This window comes from Oceanispirochaeta sp. (assembly GCF_027859075.1).
GTDB lineage: Bacteria > Spirochaetota > Spirochaetia > DSM-2461 > DSM-2461 > Oceanispirochaeta.
Window position 1 is genome coordinate 1 of sequence record NZ_JAQIBL010000273.1, and the last position, 22,753, is coordinate 22,753.

The 22,753-nt window shown below is 47.0% G+C and carries 24 protein-coding genes and 5 tRNA genes; 5 read left to right on the forward strand and 24 right to left on the reverse strand.

Features of this window, described 5'->3' with window-relative positions; translation table 11 throughout:
• The 13 genes from PF479_RS15025 to PF479_RS15085 form a co-directional block, all read right to left on the reverse strand.
• On the reverse strand, window positions 1-910 hold a 910-nt coding region (locus PF479_RS15025; protein WP_298008060.1), incomplete at its 3' end, for an AAA family ATPase.
• Window positions 911-1,021: 111 nt separating this feature from the next.
• Window positions 1,022-1,711, reverse strand: coding sequence for an LON peptidase substrate-binding domain-containing protein (locus PF479_RS15030; protein ID WP_298008062.1), 690 nt, complete (start codon window positions 1,709-1,711; stop codon window positions 1,022-1,024).
• A complete protein-coding gene (clpX, locus tag PF479_RS15035; protein ID WP_298008064.1) occupies window positions 1,686-2,972 on the reverse strand; it encodes an ATP-dependent Clp protease ATP-binding subunit ClpX in 1,287 nt (428 codons plus the stop codon). The genes PF479_RS15030 and clpX overlap by 26 nt, the downstream gene beginning before the upstream one ends.
• A gap of 3 nt (window positions 2,973-2,975) precedes the next feature.
• On the reverse strand, window positions 2,976-3,569 hold the full coding sequence (clpP, locus tag PF479_RS15040) for an ATP-dependent Clp endopeptidase proteolytic subunit ClpP (protein WP_298008066.1): 594 nt from the start codon (window positions 3,567-3,569) through the stop codon (window positions 2,976-2,978).
• 28 nt (window positions 3,570-3,597) lie between these two features.
• The gene (tig, locus tag PF479_RS15045) at window positions 3,598-4,941 is read right to left on the reverse strand and encodes a trigger factor (protein WP_298008068.1); all 1,344 of its coding nucleotides are present in this window, start codon (window positions 4,939-4,941) and stop codon (window positions 3,598-3,600) included.
• 355 nt (window positions 4,942-5,296) lie between these two features.
• Window positions 5,297-5,368 (reverse strand) — tRNA-Gly (locus PF479_RS15050).
• 8 nt (window positions 5,369-5,376) lie between these two features.
• Window positions 5,377-5,457, reverse strand: a tRNA-Leu gene (locus PF479_RS15055).
• A gap of 11 nt (window positions 5,458-5,468) precedes the next feature.
• Window positions 5,469-5,541 (reverse strand) — tRNA-Lys (locus tag PF479_RS15060).
• A gap of 271 nt (window positions 5,542-5,812) precedes the next feature.
• Window positions 5,813-5,886 (reverse strand) — tRNA-Arg (locus PF479_RS15065).
• Between the two features lie 8 nt (window positions 5,887-5,894).
• Window positions 5,895-5,967 (reverse strand) — tRNA-His (locus PF479_RS15070).
• 76 nt (window positions 5,968-6,043) lie between these two features.
• Complete coding sequence (locus PF479_RS15075) at window positions 6,044-8,248, reverse strand: AAA family ATPase (RefSeq protein WP_298008070.1); 2,205 nt, start codon at window positions 8,246-8,248, stop codon at window positions 6,044-6,046.
• 9 nt (window positions 8,249-8,257) lie between these two features.
• Window positions 8,258-8,521, reverse strand: coding sequence for a DUF6657 family protein (locus PF479_RS15080; RefSeq protein WP_367277248.1), 264 nt, complete (start codon window positions 8,519-8,521; stop codon window positions 8,258-8,260).
• A gap of 3 nt (window positions 8,522-8,524) precedes the next feature.
• Window positions 8,525-8,845 carry a hypothetical protein gene (locus tag PF479_RS15085; RefSeq protein ID WP_298008074.1) on the reverse strand — a complete coding sequence of 107 codons (321 nt, stop codon included), beginning with the start codon at window positions 8,843-8,845 and terminating at the stop codon, window positions 8,525-8,527.
• 190 nt (window positions 8,846-9,035) lie between these two features.
• Between PF479_RS15085 and PF479_RS15090 the strand changes: the two genes are divergently transcribed.
• Entirely contained in the window at window positions 9,036-9,407 is a 372-nt protein-coding gene (locus tag PF479_RS15090; RefSeq protein ID WP_298008076.1) for a hypothetical protein, read from the forward strand.
• On the opposite strand, the gene PF479_RS15095 is transcribed toward PF479_RS15090, so the two are convergent.
• The 3 genes from PF479_RS15095 to PF479_RS15105 all read right to left on the reverse strand — a co-directional run bounded on the left by PF479_RS15095 (window position 9,392) and on the right by PF479_RS15105 (window position 12,231).
• Window positions 9,392-9,985 (reverse strand): 5-formyltetrahydrofolate cyclo-ligase, encoded by a 594-nt coding sequence (locus PF479_RS15095; RefSeq protein WP_298008078.1) that lies wholly within the window; start codon window positions 9,983-9,985, stop codon window positions 9,392-9,394. The two genes, PF479_RS15090 and PF479_RS15095, sit on opposite strands and share 16 nt — an antisense overlap.
• Window positions 9,986-10,093: 108 nt before the next feature.
• On the reverse strand, window positions 10,094-10,726 hold the full coding sequence (locus PF479_RS15100; protein ID WP_298008079.1) for a hypothetical protein: 633 nt from the start codon (window positions 10,724-10,726) through the stop codon (window positions 10,094-10,096).
• Window positions 10,727-10,857: 131 nt separating this feature from the next.
• Window positions 10,858-12,231, reverse strand: a complete 1,374-nt coding sequence (locus PF479_RS15105; protein ID WP_298008081.1) for an HAD-IIIA family hydrolase — start codon at window positions 12,229-12,231, stop codon at window positions 10,858-10,860.
• A 57-nt stretch (window positions 12,232-12,288) separates the two neighbouring features.
• On the opposite strand from PF479_RS15105, the gene PF479_RS15110 reads away from it, so the two are divergent.
• Window positions 12,289-13,095 (forward strand): sterol desaturase family protein, encoded by an 807-nt coding sequence (locus PF479_RS15110; RefSeq protein WP_298008083.1) that lies wholly within the window; start codon window positions 12,289-12,291, stop codon window positions 13,093-13,095.
• Here PF479_RS15110 and PF479_RS15115 read toward each other — a convergent pair.
• From PF479_RS15115 to PF479_RS15125, 3 genes are read right to left on the reverse strand one after another with little or no spacing between them, the layout of a single operon-like run.
• The gene (locus tag PF479_RS15115; protein WP_298008085.1) at window positions 13,092-14,579 is read right to left on the reverse strand and encodes a hypothetical protein; all 1,488 of its coding nucleotides are present in this window, start codon (window positions 14,577-14,579) and stop codon (window positions 13,092-13,094) included. The two genes, PF479_RS15110 and PF479_RS15115, sit on opposite strands and share 4 nt — an antisense overlap.
• Window positions 14,522-14,956, reverse strand: coding sequence for a Fe-S cluster assembly sulfur transfer protein SufU (sufU, locus tag PF479_RS15120; protein ID WP_298008087.1), 435 nt, complete (start codon window positions 14,954-14,956; stop codon window positions 14,522-14,524). Before sufU ends, PF479_RS15115 begins: the two co-directional genes overlap by 58 nt.
• Window positions 14,957-14,970: 14 nt before the next feature.
• Window positions 14,971-15,336, reverse strand: a complete 366-nt coding sequence (locus PF479_RS15125; RefSeq protein WP_298008089.1) for a response regulator — start codon at window positions 15,334-15,336, stop codon at window positions 14,971-14,973.
• 136 nt (window positions 15,337-15,472) lie between these two features.
• Between PF479_RS15125 and PF479_RS15130 the strand changes: the two genes are divergently transcribed.
• Complete coding sequence (locus PF479_RS15130) at window positions 15,473-16,510, forward strand: sensor histidine kinase (RefSeq protein ID WP_298008091.1); 1,038 nt, start codon at window positions 15,473-15,475, stop codon at window positions 16,508-16,510.
• 22 nt (window positions 16,511-16,532) lie between these two features.
• Here PF479_RS15130 and PF479_RS15135 read toward each other — a convergent pair whose 3' ends face one another.
• From PF479_RS15135 to PF479_RS15155, 5 genes are read right to left on the reverse strand one after another with little or no spacing between them, the layout of a single operon-like run.
• Complete coding sequence (locus PF479_RS15135; RefSeq protein WP_298008093.1) at window positions 16,533-17,744, reverse strand: aminotransferase class V-fold PLP-dependent enzyme; 1,212 nt, start codon at window positions 17,742-17,744, stop codon at window positions 16,533-16,535.
• Entirely contained in the window at window positions 17,741-18,961 is a 1,221-nt protein-coding gene (sufD, locus tag PF479_RS15140) for a Fe-S cluster assembly protein SufD (protein WP_298008095.1), read from the reverse strand. The genes PF479_RS15135 and sufD overlap by 4 nt, the downstream gene beginning before the upstream one ends.
• Before the next feature lie 15 nt (window positions 18,962-18,976).
• Entirely contained in the window at window positions 18,977-20,371 is a 1,395-nt protein-coding gene (sufB, locus tag PF479_RS15145) for a Fe-S cluster assembly protein SufB (RefSeq protein ID WP_298008097.1), read from the reverse strand.
• On the reverse strand, window positions 20,364-21,131 hold the full coding sequence (gene sufC, locus PF479_RS15150; protein WP_298008099.1) for a Fe-S cluster assembly ATPase SufC: 768 nt from the start codon (window positions 21,129-21,131) through the stop codon (window positions 20,364-20,366). Before sufC ends, sufB begins: the two co-directional genes overlap by 8 nt.
• A gap of 11 nt (window positions 21,132-21,142) precedes the next feature.
• Window positions 21,143-21,475 (reverse strand): iron-sulfur cluster assembly protein, encoded by a 333-nt coding sequence (locus tag PF479_RS15155; protein WP_298008101.1) that lies wholly within the window; start codon window positions 21,473-21,475, stop codon window positions 21,143-21,145.
• Between the two features lie 124 nt (window positions 21,476-21,599).
• On the opposite strand from PF479_RS15155, the gene PF479_RS15160 reads away from it, so the two are divergent.
• Complete coding sequence (locus PF479_RS15160) at window positions 21,600-22,187, forward strand: NAD(P)H-dependent oxidoreductase (RefSeq protein WP_298008103.1); 588 nt, start codon at window positions 21,600-21,602, stop codon at window positions 22,185-22,187.
• 34 nt (window positions 22,188-22,221) lie between these two features.
• On the forward strand, window positions 22,222-22,753 hold a 532-nt coding region (locus PF479_RS15165), incomplete at its 3' end, for a GDP-mannose 4,6-dehydratase (protein ID WP_298008105.1).

The following is a 22,753-nucleotide window of genomic DNA, read 5'->3' on the forward strand; positions in this document are numbered from 1 at the left end:
TTTGGAAGTTATCGATGGCTTCTCTGGTAATTTTCCGGATGACCTGACCGATCTGACGTTCCAGATTTCTGACACCCGATTCCATGGTGTAATTCCGGATGATCGTCTGGACGGCATCATCACTGATATCTAGGTGGCTGGAATCCATGCCGTTTTCTTTCATTTGTTTGGGGATGATGAATCCTCGGGCAATGCGGAGTTTCTCCCTCTCGGTATAACCCGGAATTTCAATCACTTCCATCCTGTCCACCAGAGGGCGGGGAACATTGTGAAGGGAGTTGGCTGTGGTAATGAACATGACCTTGGATAGGTCGTAGGGCACTTCCAGGTAATGATCGCTGAAGCTGTTGTTCTGCTCCGGATCGAGAACCTCCAGCAAGGCGGCAGCAGGGTCACCACGGAAATCGCTGCTCATCTTATCTATCTCATCCAGTAAGAACACGGGGTTGGTGGTACCTGCTTTTTTAATAGACTGGATGATTTTTCCGGGAAGGGCTCCTACATAGGTCTTTCTATGACCGCGAATTTCCGCTTCATCCCTGATTCCACCAAGGGATATTCTGACAAATTCACGGTTTAATGCCCTGGCTACGGAGCGTCCGAGGGACGTTTTTCCTGTCCCGGGAGGCCCTACAAAGCAGAGGATGGGTCCTTTGAGTTTTTCCCGTATCTGCCGTACCGCTATATAATCGAGAATCCTGTCTTTGGCATTTTTTAGGTTGTAATGATCTTCATCCAGGACACGTGCTGCCCGGGCCAGGTTCATCCTGTCATCCGACTCTTCACTCCAGGGAAGATCGGCAAGCCATTCCAGATATGTCCTGAGAATACCTGATTCGGGACTCATGGGCTGGATACGGGAGAGTCGTTTCACCTCTTTAAGGGCTCTGGCTCTAATATCTTCGGGCATGCCCTTGTCGTTGATCCTGTTTTCAAGTTCAATGGCTCCTGATGGATCTTCCTGTTCTGAACTTCCCAGTTCTTTGTTGATTTCCTTCAGCTGCTCATTGAGGAAGTATTCTTACTGGGTTTTTTCAATCTTTTTACGAACACGGCCGGAAATATCCTGCTTCAGGGTATTCTTTTCTATTTCCAGCTGAACGATCTCAGTCAGTTTATTGATCTTTTCACCGGGACTTTCCATCTCGAGGAGGCCAATCTTGAAGTCTGTCGGGATATCTATCTGAGAGGCGATCAGACCAATGACTTTTTCAGGAGTCTGAGCCTGTTCCACCTGGTTTTTGATTTCTCGTGTGATTTTTTTGTTCTTCCTGGCGTATTCGTAAAAGGTCTCCTGGAGGGTTTCCATACCCACAGCCAAAGTCCTGCCGATTTCCCGGCTTTCTATCAGGTCCTTGTATTGAATCAGGAGAATATCTTTGTTCTTGACCAGCTTCAGGATCTGACCCTTGCTGCGTCCTTCAACCAGAAGTCGCGAACTGCCATCGGGCAGTTTGAGAACCTGCAGAATATGAGCCACAGTTCCGGTTGAATAGAGATGTTTTTTCTGAATGGGTGAATCTGCAACTTCTTTCTGGAAAGCAAGAAAAATATCCCGCTTTCCCTTCATAGCCACATCAATCGCTTTGGTTGAGGCCGTATCAGTCAGAAAAAAAGGAGCTACCGTGTAAGGGAATATGACAGTATCCGGAAGGATAATGACCGGGAGCTCCTTTTTTCGGAAACTAAGCTGTGATTTTTTTATTCTCATGTAGGGCGTTTTCCCAGGGGGCTTCAATTTTTTCCGGATCGGTGAGAATCACGGGCAATGCATCATTTTGAATGACATCCCTGGTAACGATAACTTTCTTTTTTCCAACCATGGAAGGAAGGTCGTACATGATGTCCAGCAATACCGATTCAACTATGGAACGAATACCACGGGCTCCGGTTTTTCTCTCCAGAGCTTTTTCTGCAATTGCATCTATGGCAGCTTCTTCAAAAGCCAGTTCGGTTTCATCCAGTTTCAAAGATTCTTCAAACTGTCTGATAATGGAGTTCCTCGGTTCTGTGATGACCCTTTTGAGGTCTTCTTTTTTGAGGGTGTCCAGGCTGACCTGAATGGGCAGACGTCCTATGAACTCGGGTATGAGTCCGAATCTGACAAGGTCGTCGGGATGCATTTGTTTGAACAATTGGGCCATGTTCTTATCGCCTGTCTTTCTGACATCCGAACCAAACCCCATGGATTGCTGGCTGACTCTGGATTCGATTATCTTGTCCAGACCGACAAAGGCACCGCCGCAGATGATCAGAATATTGGATGTATCAATCTTAAGCATTTCCTGGTTGGGATGCTTCCTTCCACCCTGGGGGGGGACAGAGGCGATAGAACCTTCGATGATCTTCAGCAGAGCTTGTTGAACACCCTCTCCTGAAACGTCCCGTGTTATGGATACATTTTCTCCCTTGCGGGCAATTTTATCAATCTCATCAATATAGATGATCCCTCTTTCGGCGGCTGCAATGTTATTTCCCGACGCCTGAATCAGCTTCAGAAGGATGTTTTCCACGTCTTCACCCACATAACCGGCTTCAGTCAGTGTGGTGGCATCGGCGATGGCAAAGGGGACTTTCAGTTTCCGGGCCAATGTTTTGGCAAGGAGTGTTTTTCCTGTTCCCGTGGGGCCAATGAGGAGGACATTCGTTTTCTCCAGCTCTACATCGGCGGAGACTTTGTCCTTGAACATGATTCTTTTGTAGTGATTATAAACACCCACAGAGAGAGTCTTCTTGGCACTTTCCTGCCCGATGACATATTCATCCAGGTATTGTTTGATCTCCTGGGGAGTCGGTATTTCGTCAATAAAATCGGAAGAGACATTTTCTTCTTCCAACATGATTTTATTGCAGACCTGGACGCATTCGTCGCAGATATATACGCCGGGTCCGGCGATGAGCTTCTTGGCAACATCCGAGTGTTTGCCGCAAAAGGAGCATACTTTCAATTCTTTACTTTTCGTTCTGGCCATTTTTTACCTCTTGAGAATGCTGTCTGTGATCCCGTATTGGGCCGCTTCTTCTGCAGACATGAAAAAGTCACGTTCCATATCGGTTGCAATCTCGTCATAACTATTTCCTGTATTGTCTGCAAAGTATTGTATCAGCATTTTCTTGAGACGGATAATCTCACGAGCCTGAATCCCGATATCCCGGGCCTGACCCTGAACACCTCCCCAGGGCTGGTGAATCATAACGCGGGCTGAGGGCAGGCAATATCTCTTGCCCTGTGCGCCTCCTGCCAGGAGAACCGCACCCATGGAGGCTGCCTGGCCGATACAAATCGTCTGAACATCAGGTTTGATGTGCTGCATTGTATCGTATATAGCCAGTCCGGCAGTAACGGAACCACCGGGACTGTTGATGTATAAATTGATATCTTTTTCGGGATCTTCCGATTCCAGAAAAAGAAGTTGTGCAACTACAAGGTCTGCCGTTACATCGTGTATTTCACCATCAAGGAAAACAATTCTGTCTTTTAGAAGACGGGAAAATATGTCATAAGACCGTTCTCCTGTTCCTGTTTTCTCAACAACAACAGGCACCAGTGTATTGTTCTGAACATGCATATCGGCAGATTCCTTATTTTTTGTTTTTTTAGGCCATCAGGTCGGTATAATCGACCTTTTCGGCACTTTTATTGATCTTGGCATTGTCCAGTAGAAATTCAACTACCTTCTTCTGCTTGATATCACTACCAAGATACTCTTTTAAGCCGGCTTCGCCAAATGATTTCTTGAGATCTTCAACAGGCATGCTGTACATTTCTGCCTGTTTCTTGATTTCTTCTTCCATTTCCTCATCGCTGACTTCAATTTTTTCATCTTCGATGATTTTGTTGAAAATCAGCTGGGATTTCAGGCTTTTAACGGCATTTTCTTTCCAGGATTCAAGCATCTGATCTTTGGTCTGTCCCTGCATCGCAAGGAACTGGAGCATCTGCTCTTCCTTGGTCTGGGACTGCTGAAGGAAGTTTTTCCAGTTATTTTCCTGTTCGGCTTTGATCATGGAAACAGGAAGAATAATGTCGCTGTCTTCAACCAATTTGTTCATTAGTTGTTCAACTTTTTCACTCTTGATCTTTTTATCAGCTTTTTCCTGCAACTGATTCTTGATGTCCTTTCTCAGATCTTCAATGGTTTCAAACTTCTCATTGACATCCTGTGCCAGTTCATCATCCAGTTCAGGTAGCTGTTTTTCTTTAACTGCCTTAACTTTCACTTTCACTTTCAGTGATCTTCCAGCCAGATCCTTATTTTCAAAGTCATCTTTGTATTTTTTAGAAATGACTTTTTCTTCATTCTTTTTCATGCCGACAATCTCTTTGTCGATCTTGTAAAGGTTGTAGCCGGTTCCTACAGTGAAAACAAAGTCTTCTCTTTTGGTATCTTCGATCTCCTCTTTGCCGTCCATTTCACAGTAATCGATGGTGACAATATTATCATCGCCTACTGTTTCATCGGCTTTGTCCATGACAACAGAATTCTGTTCCTGAATTTTTTCCAGTTCAAGGTTTTCATGTTTTTTGAGGATCTTTACCTGTTTTTCATCGATCTTGATTCCCTTGTACTCACCGAATTTCACTTCGGGGAAGGTATCGTAAATCAAGTCGAAGGAAAAATCTTCCTCCGGGTTCAGGATCGGTTCGCCCTGAACTTCGGGGTAATCATAGCCAAGAGGCTTTTCTTCAAGATCTTCCATAGCGGCTTTGAGAGCCTTATCCATAAGATTGGAGGCTGCTTCCTGACGGATTCCTTCTCCAAACTTTCTTTCGATGACAGAGCTGGGCACTTTGCCCTTTCTGAATCCTTTAATCTGTACTTCTTTTTTGTACTTATTCAGTAGCTCGTTGTACTCTGTGGCTGCATGTTCCTTTCCGACAGTCAGGGAAAGTTTAACGGCAGAGTTTTCCAATTTTTCAATACTCTTACTGGTTATCACAGCACTATCCTTATTCAGTGGTATGTTTGGTATAAAAAAAAGACGACCCGGATAACACCCAGATCGTCCTTCACCTTCCGTTCAGCGCTAGATGGAGCGGTCAAAGCCTCATCAGACGAAGTATAAAACAAATTCCGGTATCTGTCGAAATCAGTTTGTATTTCAGGGAAAAGAAATCTTAATCCCTTTATATATTTTCAGCGAAAGACGGGACTTCTCTCCATGTTTCAGCATCCTGCTTCAACACTCCGAGCCGCCTACGTCACTAAATTGACATCCTGTCAATTTACGCTCCAAGTATTCGCGCCGTGACTCCATTTCAAGTCCCGGTTTAAAATACAAGTATTTTATTTTCAGCGAAAGACGGGACTTGAACCCGCGACATCGACCTTGGCAAGGTCGAGCTCTACCACTGAGCTACTTTCGCATAGAAACTACGAGAGAAGGGACTCGAACCCTTATACCGAAGGCACTGGTTCCTAAGACCAGCGTGTCTACCAATTCCACCACTCTCGCGTAACAAAAAATGAGCCGTAAAGGAATCGAACCTTTGACCCGCAGATTAAGAGTCTGCTGCTCTACCAGCTGAGCTAACGGCCCTGGTAAAAAACACCAGTGTATAACTGGTTATTACGTCCAGCAGGATTCGCTTTCCGATTCCAGGCATCCTGCCTTTCATCTTCAAGCCCCTCCCTTCACTGGCAGCCGAACTTTTACCTTAAGTTGAAGTGTGTATTACACACTTCAAAAGCCTTTCTGGCTTTTGGCCTAAGGGTGTCGGCCTTCCGCAGCAGAGCTGCGCGTTCCAGTCGGTTCGAATCATGCTATATCAAAGCAGTCTATAAATAAACCGCCATGATATGGCGTATATTACGTCCAGCAGGATTCGAACCTGCGACCCACGGATTCGAAGTCCGGAACTCTATCCAGCTGAGCTATGGACGCATAACTAGGGTGAATGACGGGGCTCGAACCCGCGACAACCAGAACCACAATCTGGTGCTCTGCCAACTGAACTACATTCACCATATTTTAAGAACGTCCCGTATAATTATATAAAAGACCGTTTTTGTCAAGATTAAGGGAAGTTCTTTTTCTAAAATCAGAGTGAAACCCGGAGGATCACATAAAAACTGTTCCAGGAAACCCGAAGACCCTTTAGACGACTCAGGCAATACTCGGTATACTCTTCCATAACGTCAGTCCCCAGATTTTCTTTCATCCGGCTGCCCATGCTTCCTTTTCGGCTGCTGTCCAGCCAACCCGATAACTGGTCTTCTGTTATAATCCTCTCTTCTTCGGTACTGATTACCCGGGTCTCCACCGATACGGCTCCATTTTGAAGGAATAAGGCTCCCGCCGCTTCTTCGGATTCCAGTCCGGGGTAAGCATTTTTGTAAACCAGATCTTCCGCTTCCAGAATCTTGTTCCAGTTTTTCAAATCTTTTTCACCCTCTTTGAGGAAGTCGCTGAGACGACTGTTCTTCGGGGGAAGGGGTTCGGCACAGATCAGGATGGCTCCCGGTTGTGACAAGGCTCTCAGGGCGTCCCACTCCTGCTGCCAGTTCTTGTATGAGATCCGGGATAACCAGTCCCGGACAAGAATCAGCTCAAAAAAATCAATCTGCCCTTGAATTTCCTTCAGAGCGGACAGGGATTCTTCGGGGTTTCCTCCGAACAACAGGGGGCGTTCCGATTCGGGAAGGGTCCTCGCAAAATGTTCACAGAGGTCCCTGTTTCCAGGATCCGGGAACCAGGCGCAGACCCCTCCTTCCGGAACCCTTCGCCAGGCTTCCCACAGGAGGAGCCCGCTTGTTTCACGCCAGATGAGGATCTTATGATGCCTTTCTGTATTCTGAAGACTGAACATGGTGCTCCGGAGTTTTTCCAGAAAGCGGCTGGCTCCACCCTTGGTCCGGCGCATCCAGGCATTCCGTTCCTTGTCTCCCGGAGAAAAACTCAGGGATTCCACAGATTCCTCTATCATCGCAGCCATCTGCAGCTCTCTGCGGCGGACCACATCTTTCTGAATTTGAGCTTCATAGCCCTGGGAGGCGGGCTGATAAAAAATTCTGCCTTTGAGGCCTTCCGGGAGGTAGGCCTGGGCGACCCAGTGATCCCTGTAGGCATGGGGGTAGTTGTATCCTTCTCCATGGCCAAAGCCGTGTTTATCCCGGCTGGCATCTCTGAGGTGGTTGGGAACTTCCCGGGCGGCTTCCTCCTCTACTACTTTGACCGCATCAAAGAAGGCCAGAGAGGAGTTGGACTTGGGTGCTGTTGCCAGGTATAAGGCGGCCTGGGTCAGATGAAACTGCCCTTCCGGGAGTCCCACCCTGTCATAGGTCTGGGCCGCCGCATTCACCTGAACAAGAGCCTGAGGGTCGGCCATTCCAATGTCTTCCGCAGCAGAAATCAGCATCCTTCGCAGGATAAACCGGGGGTCCTCTCCCGCCCTGATCATCCGGGCCATCCAGTAGAGGGCGGCATCGGGGTCTGATCCCCTTATCGATTTGATAAAGGCGCTGATGGTGTCGTAATGGTAGTCCCCTTCCTTATCGTAAAGGACTACTTTCTGTTGAATACTCTCTTCTGCTGTTTCAAGGTTGATTCGTATTTCTGCATCATCCGGCGGGGGATAGGACATCGGAGTGGTTTCCACAGCGAGCTGCAGTGAGTTCAGAAGACTCCGGGCATCGCCATCTGCGGTTTTCACCAGGTGCTCCAGGGCCCCCTCTTCAAAAGTAACCTTCCATCGGCCGTAGCCCCGCACCTTCTCGGCCAAGGCCTGACGGGCTATCCCGAAAAGATCTTCCGATAACAGCGGTTTGAGCTGGAAGATGCGGCTCCGGCTGACCAGAGCGGAATTCACTTCAAAATAGGGATTTTCCGTGGTGGCGCCCACCAGGATGATGGTCCCGTTTTCCACCCAGGGGAGGAGGGCATCCTGCTGTGCTTTGTTCCAGCGGTGAACCTCATCGACAAAGAGGATGGTCCGGCGGCCTTGAAGGTCTCTGAGGTCCTGAGCTTCTGCGATGGCTTCCCTGACCTGCTTAACTCCGCTTAACACGGCATTCAGGCTTAAAAACCGGCTGCTCGTCGTCCCGGCGATCACCCGGGCCAGTGTCGTTTTTCCGGTGCCCGGAGGTCCGTAAAAGATGAGGGAGGACAGCTGGTCAGCCTTTATGGCCCTCCGGAGGAGGCGGCCCTTTCCCACAATATGATCCTGGCCTATGTACTCTTCCAGGTTTCTGGGGCGCATCCGGGCGGCGAGGGGTTCATTCTGGGGGGAGGATTGAAAAAGTTCCATCCAGGAGGGTTAAATAATACCCTGTTTAATCTGTTCTTTGGCCTGCTTTAACACATCGTTGTATTGCTGATCTAATCGGCTTATCTGTTCGGAAAGGATCTGAAGGAATTCAGGGTCCTGTTCGGGAGTCAGGTGTATATCCCGACCGGTTTGCTGCCTCATTTTTAACTCTTTCTGGCGCAGTTGAGGTTCGAATTGCTTTTTCATGGTCTCTTCGAGCTGGTCAAGATTGCTCAGATATTGTGAAAAAAGCTGTTGAAGCTGGCTAAACATTTCCTACGTTTCTTTCTTGTCTCCACTAAGAACGACCAGGGCATTGCTGAGGGGGGGCAGTTTTGAAAGATCCGCTTCCATACGGGGGAGTGTCATGTTTGCCAGGATTGTTTCGGCTGCTCCGGTCTTAAACCAGCCCAATTCTTCACCTTTCAGGCTTTTCAGCTTTTCCTTCAGATCTGAATGAACCGGATTCTCAAGGAATCCTGAGGCGGATACCTTGCCTTCCCTTGTGATCATGTTCTTTTTGACAGCCTGTTTGTCCGTCTTCAGATCGGCTGTTTTTTCCATTGCCAGCTCCAGGGCTGACTTGATTTTTCCCATTGTATGGTCCTTGGCTTGAAGCTTCGAAATATGTCAGCTCTGCTGACAGTCTATACTGTTCAAGATAATAGGATACGGGAGGACAATCAAGGATTTATTTTGCTGGAAACAAGGTAAAGAAACAGGTGATGTCTAACTTCTTGAAGGGGTTTTGATATTTTTATGCAAAATATGATATGATGATCAACTGATGAAAACCAATAGAAGAAGCCAAATACATAGAGCCGATAAATACGGTCGTAGAGCAGCGGTCATGCTGGAAAAGTTCCACTGGGATAAGGCAGAGTCTCACTTTCTGGCCATCATGGAAACAGCTGTACTAACAATAGAAGAAATCCGTGAATTAACCTGGGCTCAGGTCAGAGACAGTTTTGACGGGATTGTTATCCTTGACCGCATCATCCCTTTAAAAGAGGATTATCTGGAAAGTATAAGAACTGTTCTTAAAACCCGGATAGGCTTTTATGGAGAAGACCTGAACAGCAGTGACGGCAGTCCCCGCATCTTCAGTAAAGAAAGCATGAAAATTGTGACAAAAGAAATGGATCAGTTTAAAGACTGAGTCCTGATCAGGCGGTCTGCGCAGCAGACCATCTGCATTTTCCGGTCATGATCTTCCACTGGCAGGTCCTTCATTAGCACATCTTCCCAGCAAATCCCCATAGTGATCAGATGGGGGTTCCTTTCGGCATTTTCAAGATAACGGTCATAAAAACCACCACCCCGGCCCATTCTGGAGCCCTCTTCGGTGAAACCCAGCCCGGGTACCAGTATCAGGGTCTTTTCTTTCGTTTCATGATCGAAAATGGGAGCCTCTTCCCGGGGTTCACGAATGTCCCAGCGATTTTTTTTAAACAAAGTAGTGTCCAGGTTTTGTATTTGATGGAATTCCATGGTTTTTCCCTTTATCCGGGGCACATACACTCTTTTTCCTGCCTGCAGAGAGTGCTGAATCAACTCATCCAGGGAGATTTCCTGCTCTATAGACAGGTAGGCCAGAATGATAGAGGCGGACTGCCATTCCACAGAGGAACAGACTGTTTTAAAAATTGTCTGGCTGATATGCGAAAGTGCATCACCGGTTAATCCGTCCAAAAGGGATTGGAGAGTCTTTCTATAAGGGGTTTTTGAATTTTTCATACCAGGATTCTATCACAGGTTGGAGGCTTTTTTGCTCAAATAATTGAGGGCAGATTAAATTGAAAAGACCGAATTTCTTCGGTCTTTTCAATAGAACTTACAGAACTCTTACTGAGAGAAGGCGACACTCAGACTGTTTGTCCTTAAGGAGACATAGTTTCCTTTCAGGGGAGTATCAGAACTTAAAGGGAATTGATAGTAATAGTCGGCTTTGAAAGGATCATATACCTTGGCCATTCCGGATTTTCCGTCAATCACGATTTTTACAGGAAGGGTATAATTCAGGTATTTTGCCAGCATGGGTTCTACACTTTTCAGAGAGATGCTCTGGACAAGGTTCATTCTGCTGTTAGATTCACTCTTGTAGATCTGTGCACTCAGGCCTTCGGGAGTTGTGGAGTTGACAGGTTTTTTGTCATAATTTACCCATAAAAGGTATGATTTTCCCTCTCCCCAGGCTTTGCCGGCAGCTGGTTTGTCAACAAATACATGGATACCGAAACCGCCTTTTCCATCGTCAAGACCGTCCATGTATTTTGCTTTGAACTCATAGACCATGGTTCCACTCTGAGGGGCGTAGATATTGGCCTTGGCCATTCCCGCATTCAGGTTTGTCTGTGTCAGCTGGTTGGAAGACATTTTCCAGTCACCATAGGTGGTTTTAACTTTCATTGAATCTGCAAAAACGCTGGCAGATAGTACAACTGTAAAACAGATGAGAAGTAATAACGCTTTTTTCATTTAAATTGTCTCTCCCGTGTGGATTAAATTTTTCAGAATTTCAGATTAACCCCGTTTCATTCAGGAGACAAGAAAAAAATTATCATAATCAGATGAGAATCGGAAAATTCACGATAAATATATAAAGTTTGTTACTTCTCAGCAGTATTGTTGTTTATAATAAATTCAGCTGCTTCCAGGATATCTTTTTTTATAACCAGATCGGGTATTTTTTTTCCTTTTATGCTCTTTTCGGTATTTTGGCCGTCTCCAGTTCTGACTAAGAGGGGTTTTACTTTTCCATTGAGGGCACAGTATAGATCCCCTTCCCTGTCTCCAATCAACCAGCCATGTTTTCGATTGACTCCCAATAAAGAAGCGGCATTGTTCAGCAGAGCCGGTGACGGCTTTGTGATGCTCATATCCGAATAATCGGGATGAACCGCATCATCCCCTGCACCGCTGCTGAAGTAGATAGCGTCCGGCTGGCTCTCTGGATCTCCTGTTTCGCCCGCCAGGAGGTAGCACATGTATTCATGATTCAGAAGGACGATTGATTCGGGAACATAACCCAGGCCGATGCAGGACTGATTAGTGATTACAACCACAGTAAATCCCGCTTTTTTCAGATTTTGTATGGCTTGTGCTGCTCCGGGAATCAGCTTGATTTTTTCGGGTCCTGTCGTATAGGAGGAGAGGGTGACGATCACTCCGTCCCTGTCCATGAATATAACTGGTTTGTTTTTATGGATGCTTCGTTTGTGAATATCCAAACGCCTTGTCTGAATCAGGGAGCAACCTTCCAGTTCGTGTATCAGAAAGGGGTGGGGGAGAGCACAGAAGGCCGGAGCCGAGATCCAGGATGTAATGCCCTCTTTGTACTCTTTTATTCCCGGATGATAATGGCCGGAGAGGCAGAGGATGACTTTTCCAGAGCGGCGGCAGAGCTCCCGCAGGTTTTCAGCCTCCTTGTATATATGCTTGATTTTAATTTTATTGGCAGGTGTGCTTACAAAATGCTGAAGATGAATCTGGGGAGGGCTCTCAGGATCAGCCAGCATAGTTTCCATCAGTTTTCTTTCCCTGTCGAAACGACGGGGCTGCCCCCCCTCCCACTGGCGGTCATGGAAGCTGACAAAACGGTAACCCTTGAAGTTTTTGACGAGAGGCTGATCTCCCCAAATCTCTGAGAATAATTCGGGATCATCCTTGTTTCCCGGTATGACAATCCAGGGAATCCCAGACTGATCCAACATGGAGCGGATTGTCAGATAGTCCTTCCGGATCATTCTTTTAAAGGGGGTGGAAAGGTCCATATAATAGTTATTGTGTTTGAGAACCACTCCGGGTGTATCAATGATATCGCCTGTGATCACCAGAATATCAATTTCATCTTTCAGGATTTGAAGAGCTTTTTCAAGCATACTCGGCATTTCCCGGCTGCGGTTCTTATGTTTGTGGGATGATCCGGGTGTATAATACCGATAATGCAGGTCCGTAATGTGACCAATCTTCACTGATTTCATATGATCAGGATTTTAGAGAAAATTAGAAATATTGGGAATAGTCAGAGGAGAATATCTATGGTATTACGAGTCTCAATTTTCGGGGGGCTGATGATTTTGTTTCTGCTTTGGGAGCAGTCCTTTCCAAGGAGAGACCAGGGGAATCTTGTGAAAAACAGAATATGCAATCTGTCACTTTCCTTAATCAATACCTTGGTTGCTCTTTTTATCCCCATCAATCTGGCGGTTCTGGCTCAAACCGCAGAACATCAGGGGCTTCTATACCGTTTGAATCTGCCCTCTCCTCTCCATCTGCTGTTGTCCCTTCTTATTCTGGACATGATCATCTACTTTCAGCATCTGATGTTTCATTCCGTCCCCCTGTTGTGGCAGCTTCACAAGGTTCATCATGCCGACCGGACCTTGAATGTTACATCGGCTGTACGCTTCCATCCCATGGAGATAATTCTCTCTGTTGGTATCAAGATTTCGGCTGTTCTTCTCCTGGGAGTACCGGCGGCAGGAGTTCTACTCTTTGAAATTCTCCTCAACGGTTGTTCCCTGTTCAATCATTCCTGCATTCAAATTCCCGTCAGTCTGGACCGGATTCTCAGGTCCTTTCTGGTGACTCCCGATATGCATAGGATTCATCATTCTGTGCGCCTGAGGGAGACCAATCGAAATTTCGGATTCTGTCTGACCTGGTGGGATTATATTTTCGGGACTTACAGAAATGATCCGGTTCAGGATCAGAGGAGTTTTCTTCTGGGACTCTCCAGTTACAACAAGGGGGAAGAGCGTTCTTTACTGACAAGTCTGCTGATGCCATTCGATGGAAAAGCAGAGGCCTACTCTATAAAAGGGATGGGCAAACAGGGTGATTAAGGATCGGGAAGCTCTTTTTCTTCCATCACGGTGTAGCGGATAAGAGCTCTCCCCAGGCGGTATAGGATCATTTCTCTGCCCTTGTCCTGAAGAATCCTGCCAAAAAGAGGCAGCCCTAAACCAGCGATGCCTCCCGGGGTCATCTTCCTCATTCTCAGAATTTTTCGTATCTTCAGAACTGGCCGGATGCCCTTCCAGGAATCCATACCCTTGGTGCGAAGGAGGGAGACAAGAGGTTGCCGACTGAAATTCCTAACCTTCCTGAATAGATCCACAGATATTTTTTCTAGGGCCAGACGGCTCCCGGGAGCATTGGAATAGACCGAGCCCAAAGAAATGAGGCTCAGCTTGTATGAGGCTGACAAGAGCTGATTCAGTCTGTAAGATTCCAGGGGTTTTTCCTTTCCCGGATAGTAAATGCTTGAAATAGTCGTCACAAGTTTAAGAATGATCTCTTTCATGCTGGGGGTCTTCTCTGCAGTAGTGCCCAATTCTTCGTGAACGGCGGAAACTGTTTTCCTGAGGAATCCAGCCATACGTCCCTTAAAACGGACCCTTTTCTTTTTCGCATCCGGCCGGAGGGAATAGTCCGGGTCCGGGGTCAGTCCGGATTGGAGGAGTATGCTTTCATAGGCCCTTATCATTTCGTTCAAGACATCATTTTTTTGTCCCCCCTCGGGGAGGAGGGACAGCTCCCTGTCATAATGCCGGCTTTTGCGGATTATCTCATTTTTGGAAAAATGGACCTGTCTGTCTTCTATCTCCTGACAGTTCCCTCCATAGAGGTAGAGGATGTACTGGGATGCCTTGAAGAGGAGCCGGAGGTAGAAATTCCGGATGTAGCCCTCCCAGAACAGCCGGAGCAGGATGCTCCGGAGGCTGTAAAAAAGAAGACCCGGGATTCCTAAAAGCGGGATGAGGGACAACCTGATCATCTGAGTAAAGATCCCCTTCCGGTTTAAAAAACGCATGACTTTGAAACTGTTGAGAATTTTACCGGCTTCAAAACCTCTGCGAAATGGACGATACCAGCTAATCCTCCGGTTCAGGAGATAACGGAGGATAAAACTTTTTTTTCTTTGTTCATACACATCCTCGTAGGCCATGAGGATGATCTCCAGAAGGCGCAGGGGTGTAAAATTCAAGTGAATTGTTCCGTTCTCATCGGCAGGAGAAACGACTTCAATAAGCGCCTTCATATCTTCCAGAGGATTCATCCGATCTGAGGATATCAGTCTTTTCTTTAACAGGGGAATCATGGCGCTGCTGCGTTTTCGGCTGAGTTCATCTTCCCAATCTAATTCATTGCGACGAACCTTCATAAACAGGAGGGGGGTCAGGATGAATCGTATGCTAAGAGGAAGAAGGATAAATGAGATACCCCCCATGATCCCGGCTGCCGTCAGCAGCGATTGCAGAAGAGGAGTCAGGAAGTCTCCTCTTTCAGCAGTAGATCCAGGGTTTGCCAGGCCAGGGTGGCGCATTTCAGGCGGACAGGATACTGAACCAGACCCTGAAGTGAAACAATGTCTCCAAAGGGCTCCAGGTCTTCAAGGGGATCTTCTCCCCTAAATATCCTATGGATCTTCAGGGCCGTCTCCCTGGCTTCTTCCCGGGTTTTCCCCCAGAGGAGTTCTGTCATCATTGACGCCGAGGCCATGCTGATGGAACAGCCTTCCCCATCAAAGTGGATAGAGGATATCTTTTTTTCATCGTCCCACTCTATCCTGAGGGCTACTCTGTCTCCGCAGGAGGGATTGTCAAGAACGGCACCCAGTTCTTCCGATGTCAGGGACTGCCTGTTCCGGGGCTGTCTGTAGTGATCCTGGATTATTTCTTTGTATAAATCATCAAACTGCATCTTTATTCCCTGTATTAACCCAGAACCTCTTTGATCTTCATTTGAAGTTCTTCACCTCTGATAGGCTTTAATAAATAAGCGGCGGGTTTAATAGTCATCGCTTTTTTCCGGATAGAATCGTTTGGATAGGCTGTGAGAAAAATGATAGGAGTATCCTTCATCATCTTGACTCTTTGAGCCGCATCAATCCCGTCAATAAAACTCTTCAAATAGATATCCATAATAATGAGGTCGGGATTATTTTTTATCACCCCAGACATGACACCATCAGCATTCCTGATTACTTCGGGTACATTGTATCCTAGTTTTTCCAGGGATTCTTTAAGCTCCATGCCAATTATAGGCTCATCCTCGACAATAAGTATGGTTTTTACTGCCATTGTTTTGTGTCTCCGTCTTTGTTTTTTTATACATTTTTAAATTAAATAAAACTAAACTCACAAATAAAAAATCAGAAATTGTGAACTTATCTGTTGACCCAAGTATTGCATAAATCCTATAAATTATCCAATTAGCATGATAAGCAAACAAAACCCTAAATCCTACCTCTCTCCCTTTGATAAGTTAATCAATTCAGTATTAAACAGGATTGTAAAAGACTTCCGGATCGGAACTCTTTTGTTGTCACTGCTTCTCTATATTAATATACTGTTGTTTTTTGGTGAATTCCTGAAAATCTCCTGTAATTATTTTATCCTGCTCCCGATGATCACAATTTCTTTTATCTTTGGCTTACCTGGTGGCTTTCTGATCGGCACCTTGGCTCTCCCTTTGAATCTACTTATGTTTTTCCTGATGGATCATATGGAGTATCTCCCGGAGAATCTCTACATTGCCGAAATAGCTGGCATCCTGGTGGGAATCATCCTTGGGTATCAGAGTGAGTATTTTTCAAAATTGAACAGAGAAATTGAAATCAGAATAAGTATGGAAAACCGGTTGAGGATAAGTCTGTCCGACAAGGATATACTCCTTAAGGAAGTGAATCATCGTGTCAGGAATAATCTAAATATCATTACAAGCCTGATTCAGCTTCATTCCAACAATGTTAATCATCCTGTTTTCACGGCGGAGTGCAGAAAACTGAAAGAACGGATTTTTTCCATCTCATTGATTCACGAGCAATTGTTTCTTGAAAATCAACCTCTGGTCCTGGATTTGACACACTATATGGATAAGCTTATGGATAATCTTGTTTATTCAATGAAAGGGCAGGACGTCAGGCTTATCAAGCAGTGGCCCGATCATCCCATGCCCTTCAGCAGCGAAAGGGTTCAGTATCTGGGACTTATCCTTCATGAAGTCGTGATGAACAGCCTGAAGCATGGATTTCTTCCTGACCATAATGCTGAACTGACCATCTCTCTGGATGAAAAAGAAAATAATTCCTATTCTCTGCATATTACTGATAACGGACCGGGGTTTGATCTTGATAAATCAGAAAATGGACTGGGACTCCGTCTTGTTGATACCCTGAGTCAGCATCTGAATGGACGTATTCGATGGGAAAATGTCAATGGCTGTTCCTTTCATCTTAATTTTTCAAAAAAATAATCAAGATAGGGCAAATGCGGTTTTATAGAACAAAATCTCCCGCTATGGCCAATGTTTCCAGGAGGCTGTCGATCTCTTCCAGAGTATTATAAAAATACACACTGGCTCTTGTTGTTGAAAGGGCATTGAGCTTCCGAGCCAGGGGGTGGGCGCAGTGGTGTCCCGCTCTCAGGGCAAAACCTTGTGAATCCAGGTACTGGGTCAGGTCATGTGAGTGTGTTCCTTTTCTCGTGAAGGCGGCTATTCCGCCTCTCTCTCTGGCTCTGCCGAAAAGAGTATACTCCTTCAGACTATCCAGGCCTTCGATGAGCCTTTTAGTCAAAACCTTTTCCTGTTCTTCAATCTTTTCCATACCCCAGGATTCGAGGTAGCGAATCGCTGCTGCTAATCCGATGGCTCCGGCAATGTGAGGGGTTCCCGCCTCAAATTTATAGGGAAGGCTGTTCCACTCACTATGATCCAGATAGACCGAGCGGATCATCTCGCCCCCACCCCTGTATGGAGGCAGATCCTCGAGGAGTTCTTTTTTACCATACAAAACCCCTGTTCCCGTGGGACCGCACATTTTGTGACCGGAAAAAGCCAGGAAGTCACAATCCAGCTCTCCTACGTCCACCTTCATATGAGGCACGCTCTGAGCAGCGTCAACGAGCACCTTGACCCCTCTCTCATGAGCCATGGCAATTATTTTTTTGGCTGGATTGACCGTACCCAGAACGTTGGACATATGGGTCAGAGCCAGGAGCTTTGTCCGGGGGGTCCACAGTGTTTCCAGAACCTCAAGATCCAGTTCTCCATCTTCTTTGACCGGGATGAATTTTAAAACGGCTCCTCCAATGTCTCCCTGTATCTGCCAGGGAACCAGATTGCTGTGATGTTCCATCTCGGTCAGGATGATCTCATCTCCGGGTTTAATAAAACGGCGGCAGAAGACGGTGGCGGCAAGGTTGATGCTGTCTGTGCATCCAGATGTAAAGATAATTTCATCCCTTGAAGCGGCGCCAATAAAGGAGGCCACAGTCTGCCGGGCGTCTTCATACCGGCGGGTGGATTCCTCCCCCCAGCGGTGAATGGCCCTGTACACGTTGGCATTGCAGTGGGAGTAGTAATCTATCAGCGAATCCAGAACCAGCTGTGGTTTCTGAGTTGTCGCCGCATTATCCAGGTAGATATAGGGTTCATTCCCGTTGAAAATGGGAAAGTCTGAGGCGGACTGCAGTATTGATCTCTTCAAATTAAATCTTCTCCCGGTTCCAGGCTCCTGGCGATCCTGTCCCGAAGCCATTCTGCAGGTAATTCAGGATGCCCGGCTATCAGCTCTTCAAACATGCCCTCTGTTAGTATCCTGACGGCTTCAGTTTTTGGAATTCCTCTGCTCATCAGATAAAAAAGCTGGGCAGGGTCCAGTTTTCCCGTGGTGGAACCATGAGAGCATTTTACATCATCCACCAGGATTTTTAAACCGGGAATCGCATCCGCCCGGGAGCCTTTTGTGAGGATTAAATTTTTATTGCTTAAGTAGGCATCTGTTCCGGGAGCTTCATGCTCTACTATGATCATCCCCTGAAATACTGATCTCCCCCTCCGGCTGACAGCTCCCTTGTAGAGTGCCCGGCTTGTCGTGTGAGGGGCAAAATGCCTCTGCTCCAGGCGGATGTCTTTGTGCTGATTTTTTCCGGAAGTATAGATGGCTTCAGCCTGGAGCTCGGCCCCCTCTCCTTTCAGATGGAATACCGTATTGGTTTTTATCGCCCCCGCTCCAATCTGGAATTGGCTGTGTTTCACCTGGGCGTCTCTTTCCAGGAGGATCTGAGTATTCTGAACCAAGCGGCTCTCCAACCCCAGGGTCTGGATCTCGGCTATCTTCACATGACTGTTCTGTCCGGCCCATATCCTCAGGGATGAATTGACAAGTTCCTTATCCTGGCCGTCCTCTGATCCGCTGTAAACAATAACGAGGCTTCCCTGCCAGTTCTCTCCCAGGCGGACAAAGATCCTCGGTGCCGAAAAGTGATCCCGGCTCAGGCTGTCCAGTCGGAGAACAAAGGGTTTTTCCAGAACCTTTCCTCTGGGTAAATCCAGGAAGAGTGAGTGAGTTGTTTCGCTGTTATTCCATGCTTCAAAACGGTCTGCCCACTCCCCGGGAAAGAAGAATTCCTTCTCCGATGGATATTTTCGGACACCCTCTTCCAGACTGAGAACCGCGGGACCTCCCTCTGAGGTTCCCTGCTCATTCTTCAGAATTTTTGTCCCGGCAAATTGCAAAAGACCGCTTGTTTCTTCAAACGGGATCTCTGAAGGAGTCAGCAGTGATTCAGCAGATACAGGTTCTTTAAAGTTCATCGGGTCCAGCAGCCTGATAGGGGTTCGGCGCCAGCTCTCTATTGTTTTATCGGGCCAGTTCATTTTATTCAGTACGGCAGTCGCCGTATCGGTATATGTTTTCATCATGATTCCTTTCTGTCTTTAACCGACAGATCCCTCCATTTCCAGTTCAATCAGGCGGTTCAGCTCAATGGCATATTCCATGGGCAGCTGCTTCACCAGGGGGTCGATAAAACCGTTGACAATCATCATGGAGGCCTCTTCTTCACTGAGCCCCCTGCTCATCAGATAAAACAGCTGGGTTTCACTGATCCGGCTGACTCTGGCCTCATGCTCGATGGAGGCATCATCTGTATTGATTTCCATATAGGGGTAGGTGTGGCTTGTCGAGTCTTCATCCAGGATCAAGGCGTCGCAGACGACAGAGGAGCGAATATTCTTCACCCCCGGTTTGGTCTTTACTAATCCCCGATAGGTGGAAGAACCACCGTCTTTGCTGATGGATTTTGAAGTGATCACACTGGTGGTATTGTCCGCCGCATGGATGACCTTTCCTCCAGTATCCTGCTGCTGATCCTTGCCGGCAAAGGCAATGGACAGGATTTCCCCATGGGCCCTTTCTCCCAGAAGGAAGACCGATGGGTACTTCATGGTTCGCTTGCTTCCCAGGTTCCCGTCAACCCATTCTACGGTTGCCCCTTCATGGGCGTGGGCTCTTTTTGTGACAAGATTGTACACATTGGAAGACCAGTTCTGGATGGTGGAATAACGGACCCGGGCATTTTTTTTGGCAATAATCTCTACGACCGCCGAGTGGAGTGAGTCTGAGGAAAAAGTAGGAGCCGTACAGCCTTCAATATAATGGACAAAGCTGCCCTCTTCGGCGATGATCAGGGTCCGCTCAAACTGTCCGAAATTCTTGGAGTTGATTCGGAAATAGGCTTGCAGAGGAATGTCCACATGAACCCCCCTGGGAATGTAAACGAAGCTTCCTCCCGACCAGACAGCCGAGTTGAGGGATGCAAATTTGTTGTCTCCAAAAGGAATCACCGTCCCAAAATGTTCCCTTACGATGTCTCCGTGCTCCCTGACGGCTGTTTCGGGGTCGCAGAAGATGACGCCCTGATCCTCGAGGTGCTTTTTCAGGTTGTGGTAAACAATTTCAGAATCGTACTGAGCGCCCACTCCGGCGAGAAACTTGCGCTCTGCCTCGGGTATCCCGATCCGGTCAAAGGTATTTTTTATATCATCAGGAACATCTTCCCAGCTCCGGGACATTTCACCGGTTGGCTTGATGTAGTAGTAAATGTCTTCAAAATCGATGCCTGAAAGGTCGGCGCCCCAGTTGGGCATGGACTGACGTCTGAAGGCCTTCAGTGATTTGAGGCGAAAGTTGAGCATCCACTCGGGTTCATCCTTGTGGGCGCTGATCTGTCTGACGATCTCTTCATTCAGGCCTTTTTCTGTCTTGAAAGCCGAACTCTCTGGATAACTGAATCCATATTTGTAATCTTCTTTCTGAAGTGGCTTAACCATGAACTGCCTCCTTTTCGGGAGCATTTTCACTGACCCAGTCATATCCTTTCTCTTCCAGGTCTTTAATCAGACCCATATCACCGGATGTGACTATTTCGCCGTTGTACATGATGTGGACAAAGTCGGGTTGCACATAATCCAGAATCCTCTGATAGTGGGTGATGATCAGCCCTCCGAACTCATCCCCCCTCAGGTGGTTGATCCCCTTGGAGACAATTTTGAGAGCATCCATATCCAGGCCTGAGTCGGTCTCATCCATCACGGCGAAGCGGGGTTTGATCATCAGCATCTGGAGAATTTCCATCCTCTTCTTCTCGCCCCCCGAGAATCCCTCGTTAAGGTTCCGGTTAATGAAGTTCTGATCCATTTCCAGGTAGTTCATAGTCTCTCTGAGATCTTTAATATACTGGGTCAGGTTCAGCTTCTTCTCCGGGTACAGGGCCTCCAATGTGCGCTTGAGGAATTTCCCGACAGTCACACCCGGTATTTCTACGGGATACTGGAAGGCCAGGAACAGCCCGTCCGCCGCTCTGTCGGGGATGCTCATTTCCAGAAGATTTTTTCCATTAAAGAAGACTTCTCCTGCGGTGATTTCATAATCGGGATGGCCCATCAGAACATTGGCCAGTGTGCTTTTTCCCGAGCCGTTGGGTCCCATCAAGGCATGCACTTCCCCCGAACGGAGGGTCAGATTAATCCCTTTCAGGATGGGTTTATCATCAATATTTGCTTTCAGATTCTTTATTTCGAGTGTATTCATTTCTTTCCTTCCTATATGGGGTAGCCCATGGCTACCCTGAGTTCTTCCTTGGCAAACTGCACCTGCCAGGGTGGATCAAAGACCATCGAAGTTATGACCTCTTCCAGCCATTCATTCTTTCTTTTCAGAGTCTTGCGAATCGATTTTTCCAGGACCGGCCCCCAGGGGCAACCGGGGTAGGTCAGGGTGAAATCCACCTCTACAGTCTTCGCATCAATGAGTTCTACCCGATAGATCAATCCCAGGTCGGTGATAGGTGCCATGATCTCGGGATCATAGATCTCTCCCATCTGCTCAAAAAACGTATTCTCAATCTCTTTCTTATCTTTTAGGGAATCTTCCATGGATTCCTCCTTACAACAGACTATAATTAGAAGAAGCTAACTATGTTAGTATGATAAATATATTACTTAAATTGTCGTATATCAAGGATAAGAAGTAATGCTTCGCCAATCTTTTGGAGGAAATATGTCTGTTTGTATTGTTCTGGCTCATGCCGACTCATCATCCCTGTCTTCTCAGATCTTTATGGAACTTTCTACTCTTCTGGAATCAAAGGGGGGTGAGGTCTTCAAACAGGATCTATACAAGGATAAATTCGACCCGGTTCTGCCACTGGATGAACTCATGAGGCGGATGTCCCTGGACCCCCTGGTGACGCGTTACTCCACCGAGCTGGGTAACTCAGACAGGATTGTCGTCATTCATCCGGACTGGTGGTCCGGTCCTCCTGCCATCCTCAAGGGTTGGGTGGACCGTTTATTCCGTCCCGGCACGGCCTATGATGAGATCCGTGACTTTTTGGGGGGCGAGGCGGATTTCGTACCTTTACTCACAGGGAAGCGGGTGGATGTTATTGTCCTGTCCCACAGGGATGTCTCCTCCAACCCTCTGTTGAAATTCTGGAAAGAGGATGTCTTTGGATGGTGCGGCGTGACAGACTTTAAACTGCATCATCTGACGGACATCGGAGATAAAGAGCCAGGGGAGATCGGAGACTGGAAGCGGGCGGTGGTCAGCAAAATTTCAGATAATAATAAATTACAGATATCTTGATTAATGAGGACACTCAACCGGATAATAGAACTATATGAAGACAATCCTTGTAACTGGTGGAGCCGGATTTCTGGGATCTCATCTCTGCAGATCACTGCTGGAGAGGGGAGACATAGTCATCTGCCTGGATAATCTGAGTTCAGGCTCTGAGAAAAACATCGAATCATTGAAGGAGCATCATGACTTTCAGTTCATCAAGCATGATATAACAGAACCTTTCGATTTTCAGGTGGATCAGATTTACAATCTGGCATGTCCTGCCTCTCCCTATTTTTACGGACAATTTCCAATTGAAACCGCCAAATCCTGTTCTATCGGTGTCATTAATGTCCTGGAAACGGCTAGAAGAAGTCATGCAGAAGTTCTGCAGGCTTCAACTTCAGAAGTCTATGGTAATCCCCTGGTTCACCCTCAAAAGGAAGCATATCTGGGAAATGTTAATTCCATAGGTCCCCGATCCTGTTACGATGAGGGAAAACGATTTGCCGAGACACTTTTTTTCGACTATCACCGCAAATATAACATTCCCATAAAAATCGTCAGGATCTTTAATACCTATGGACCCT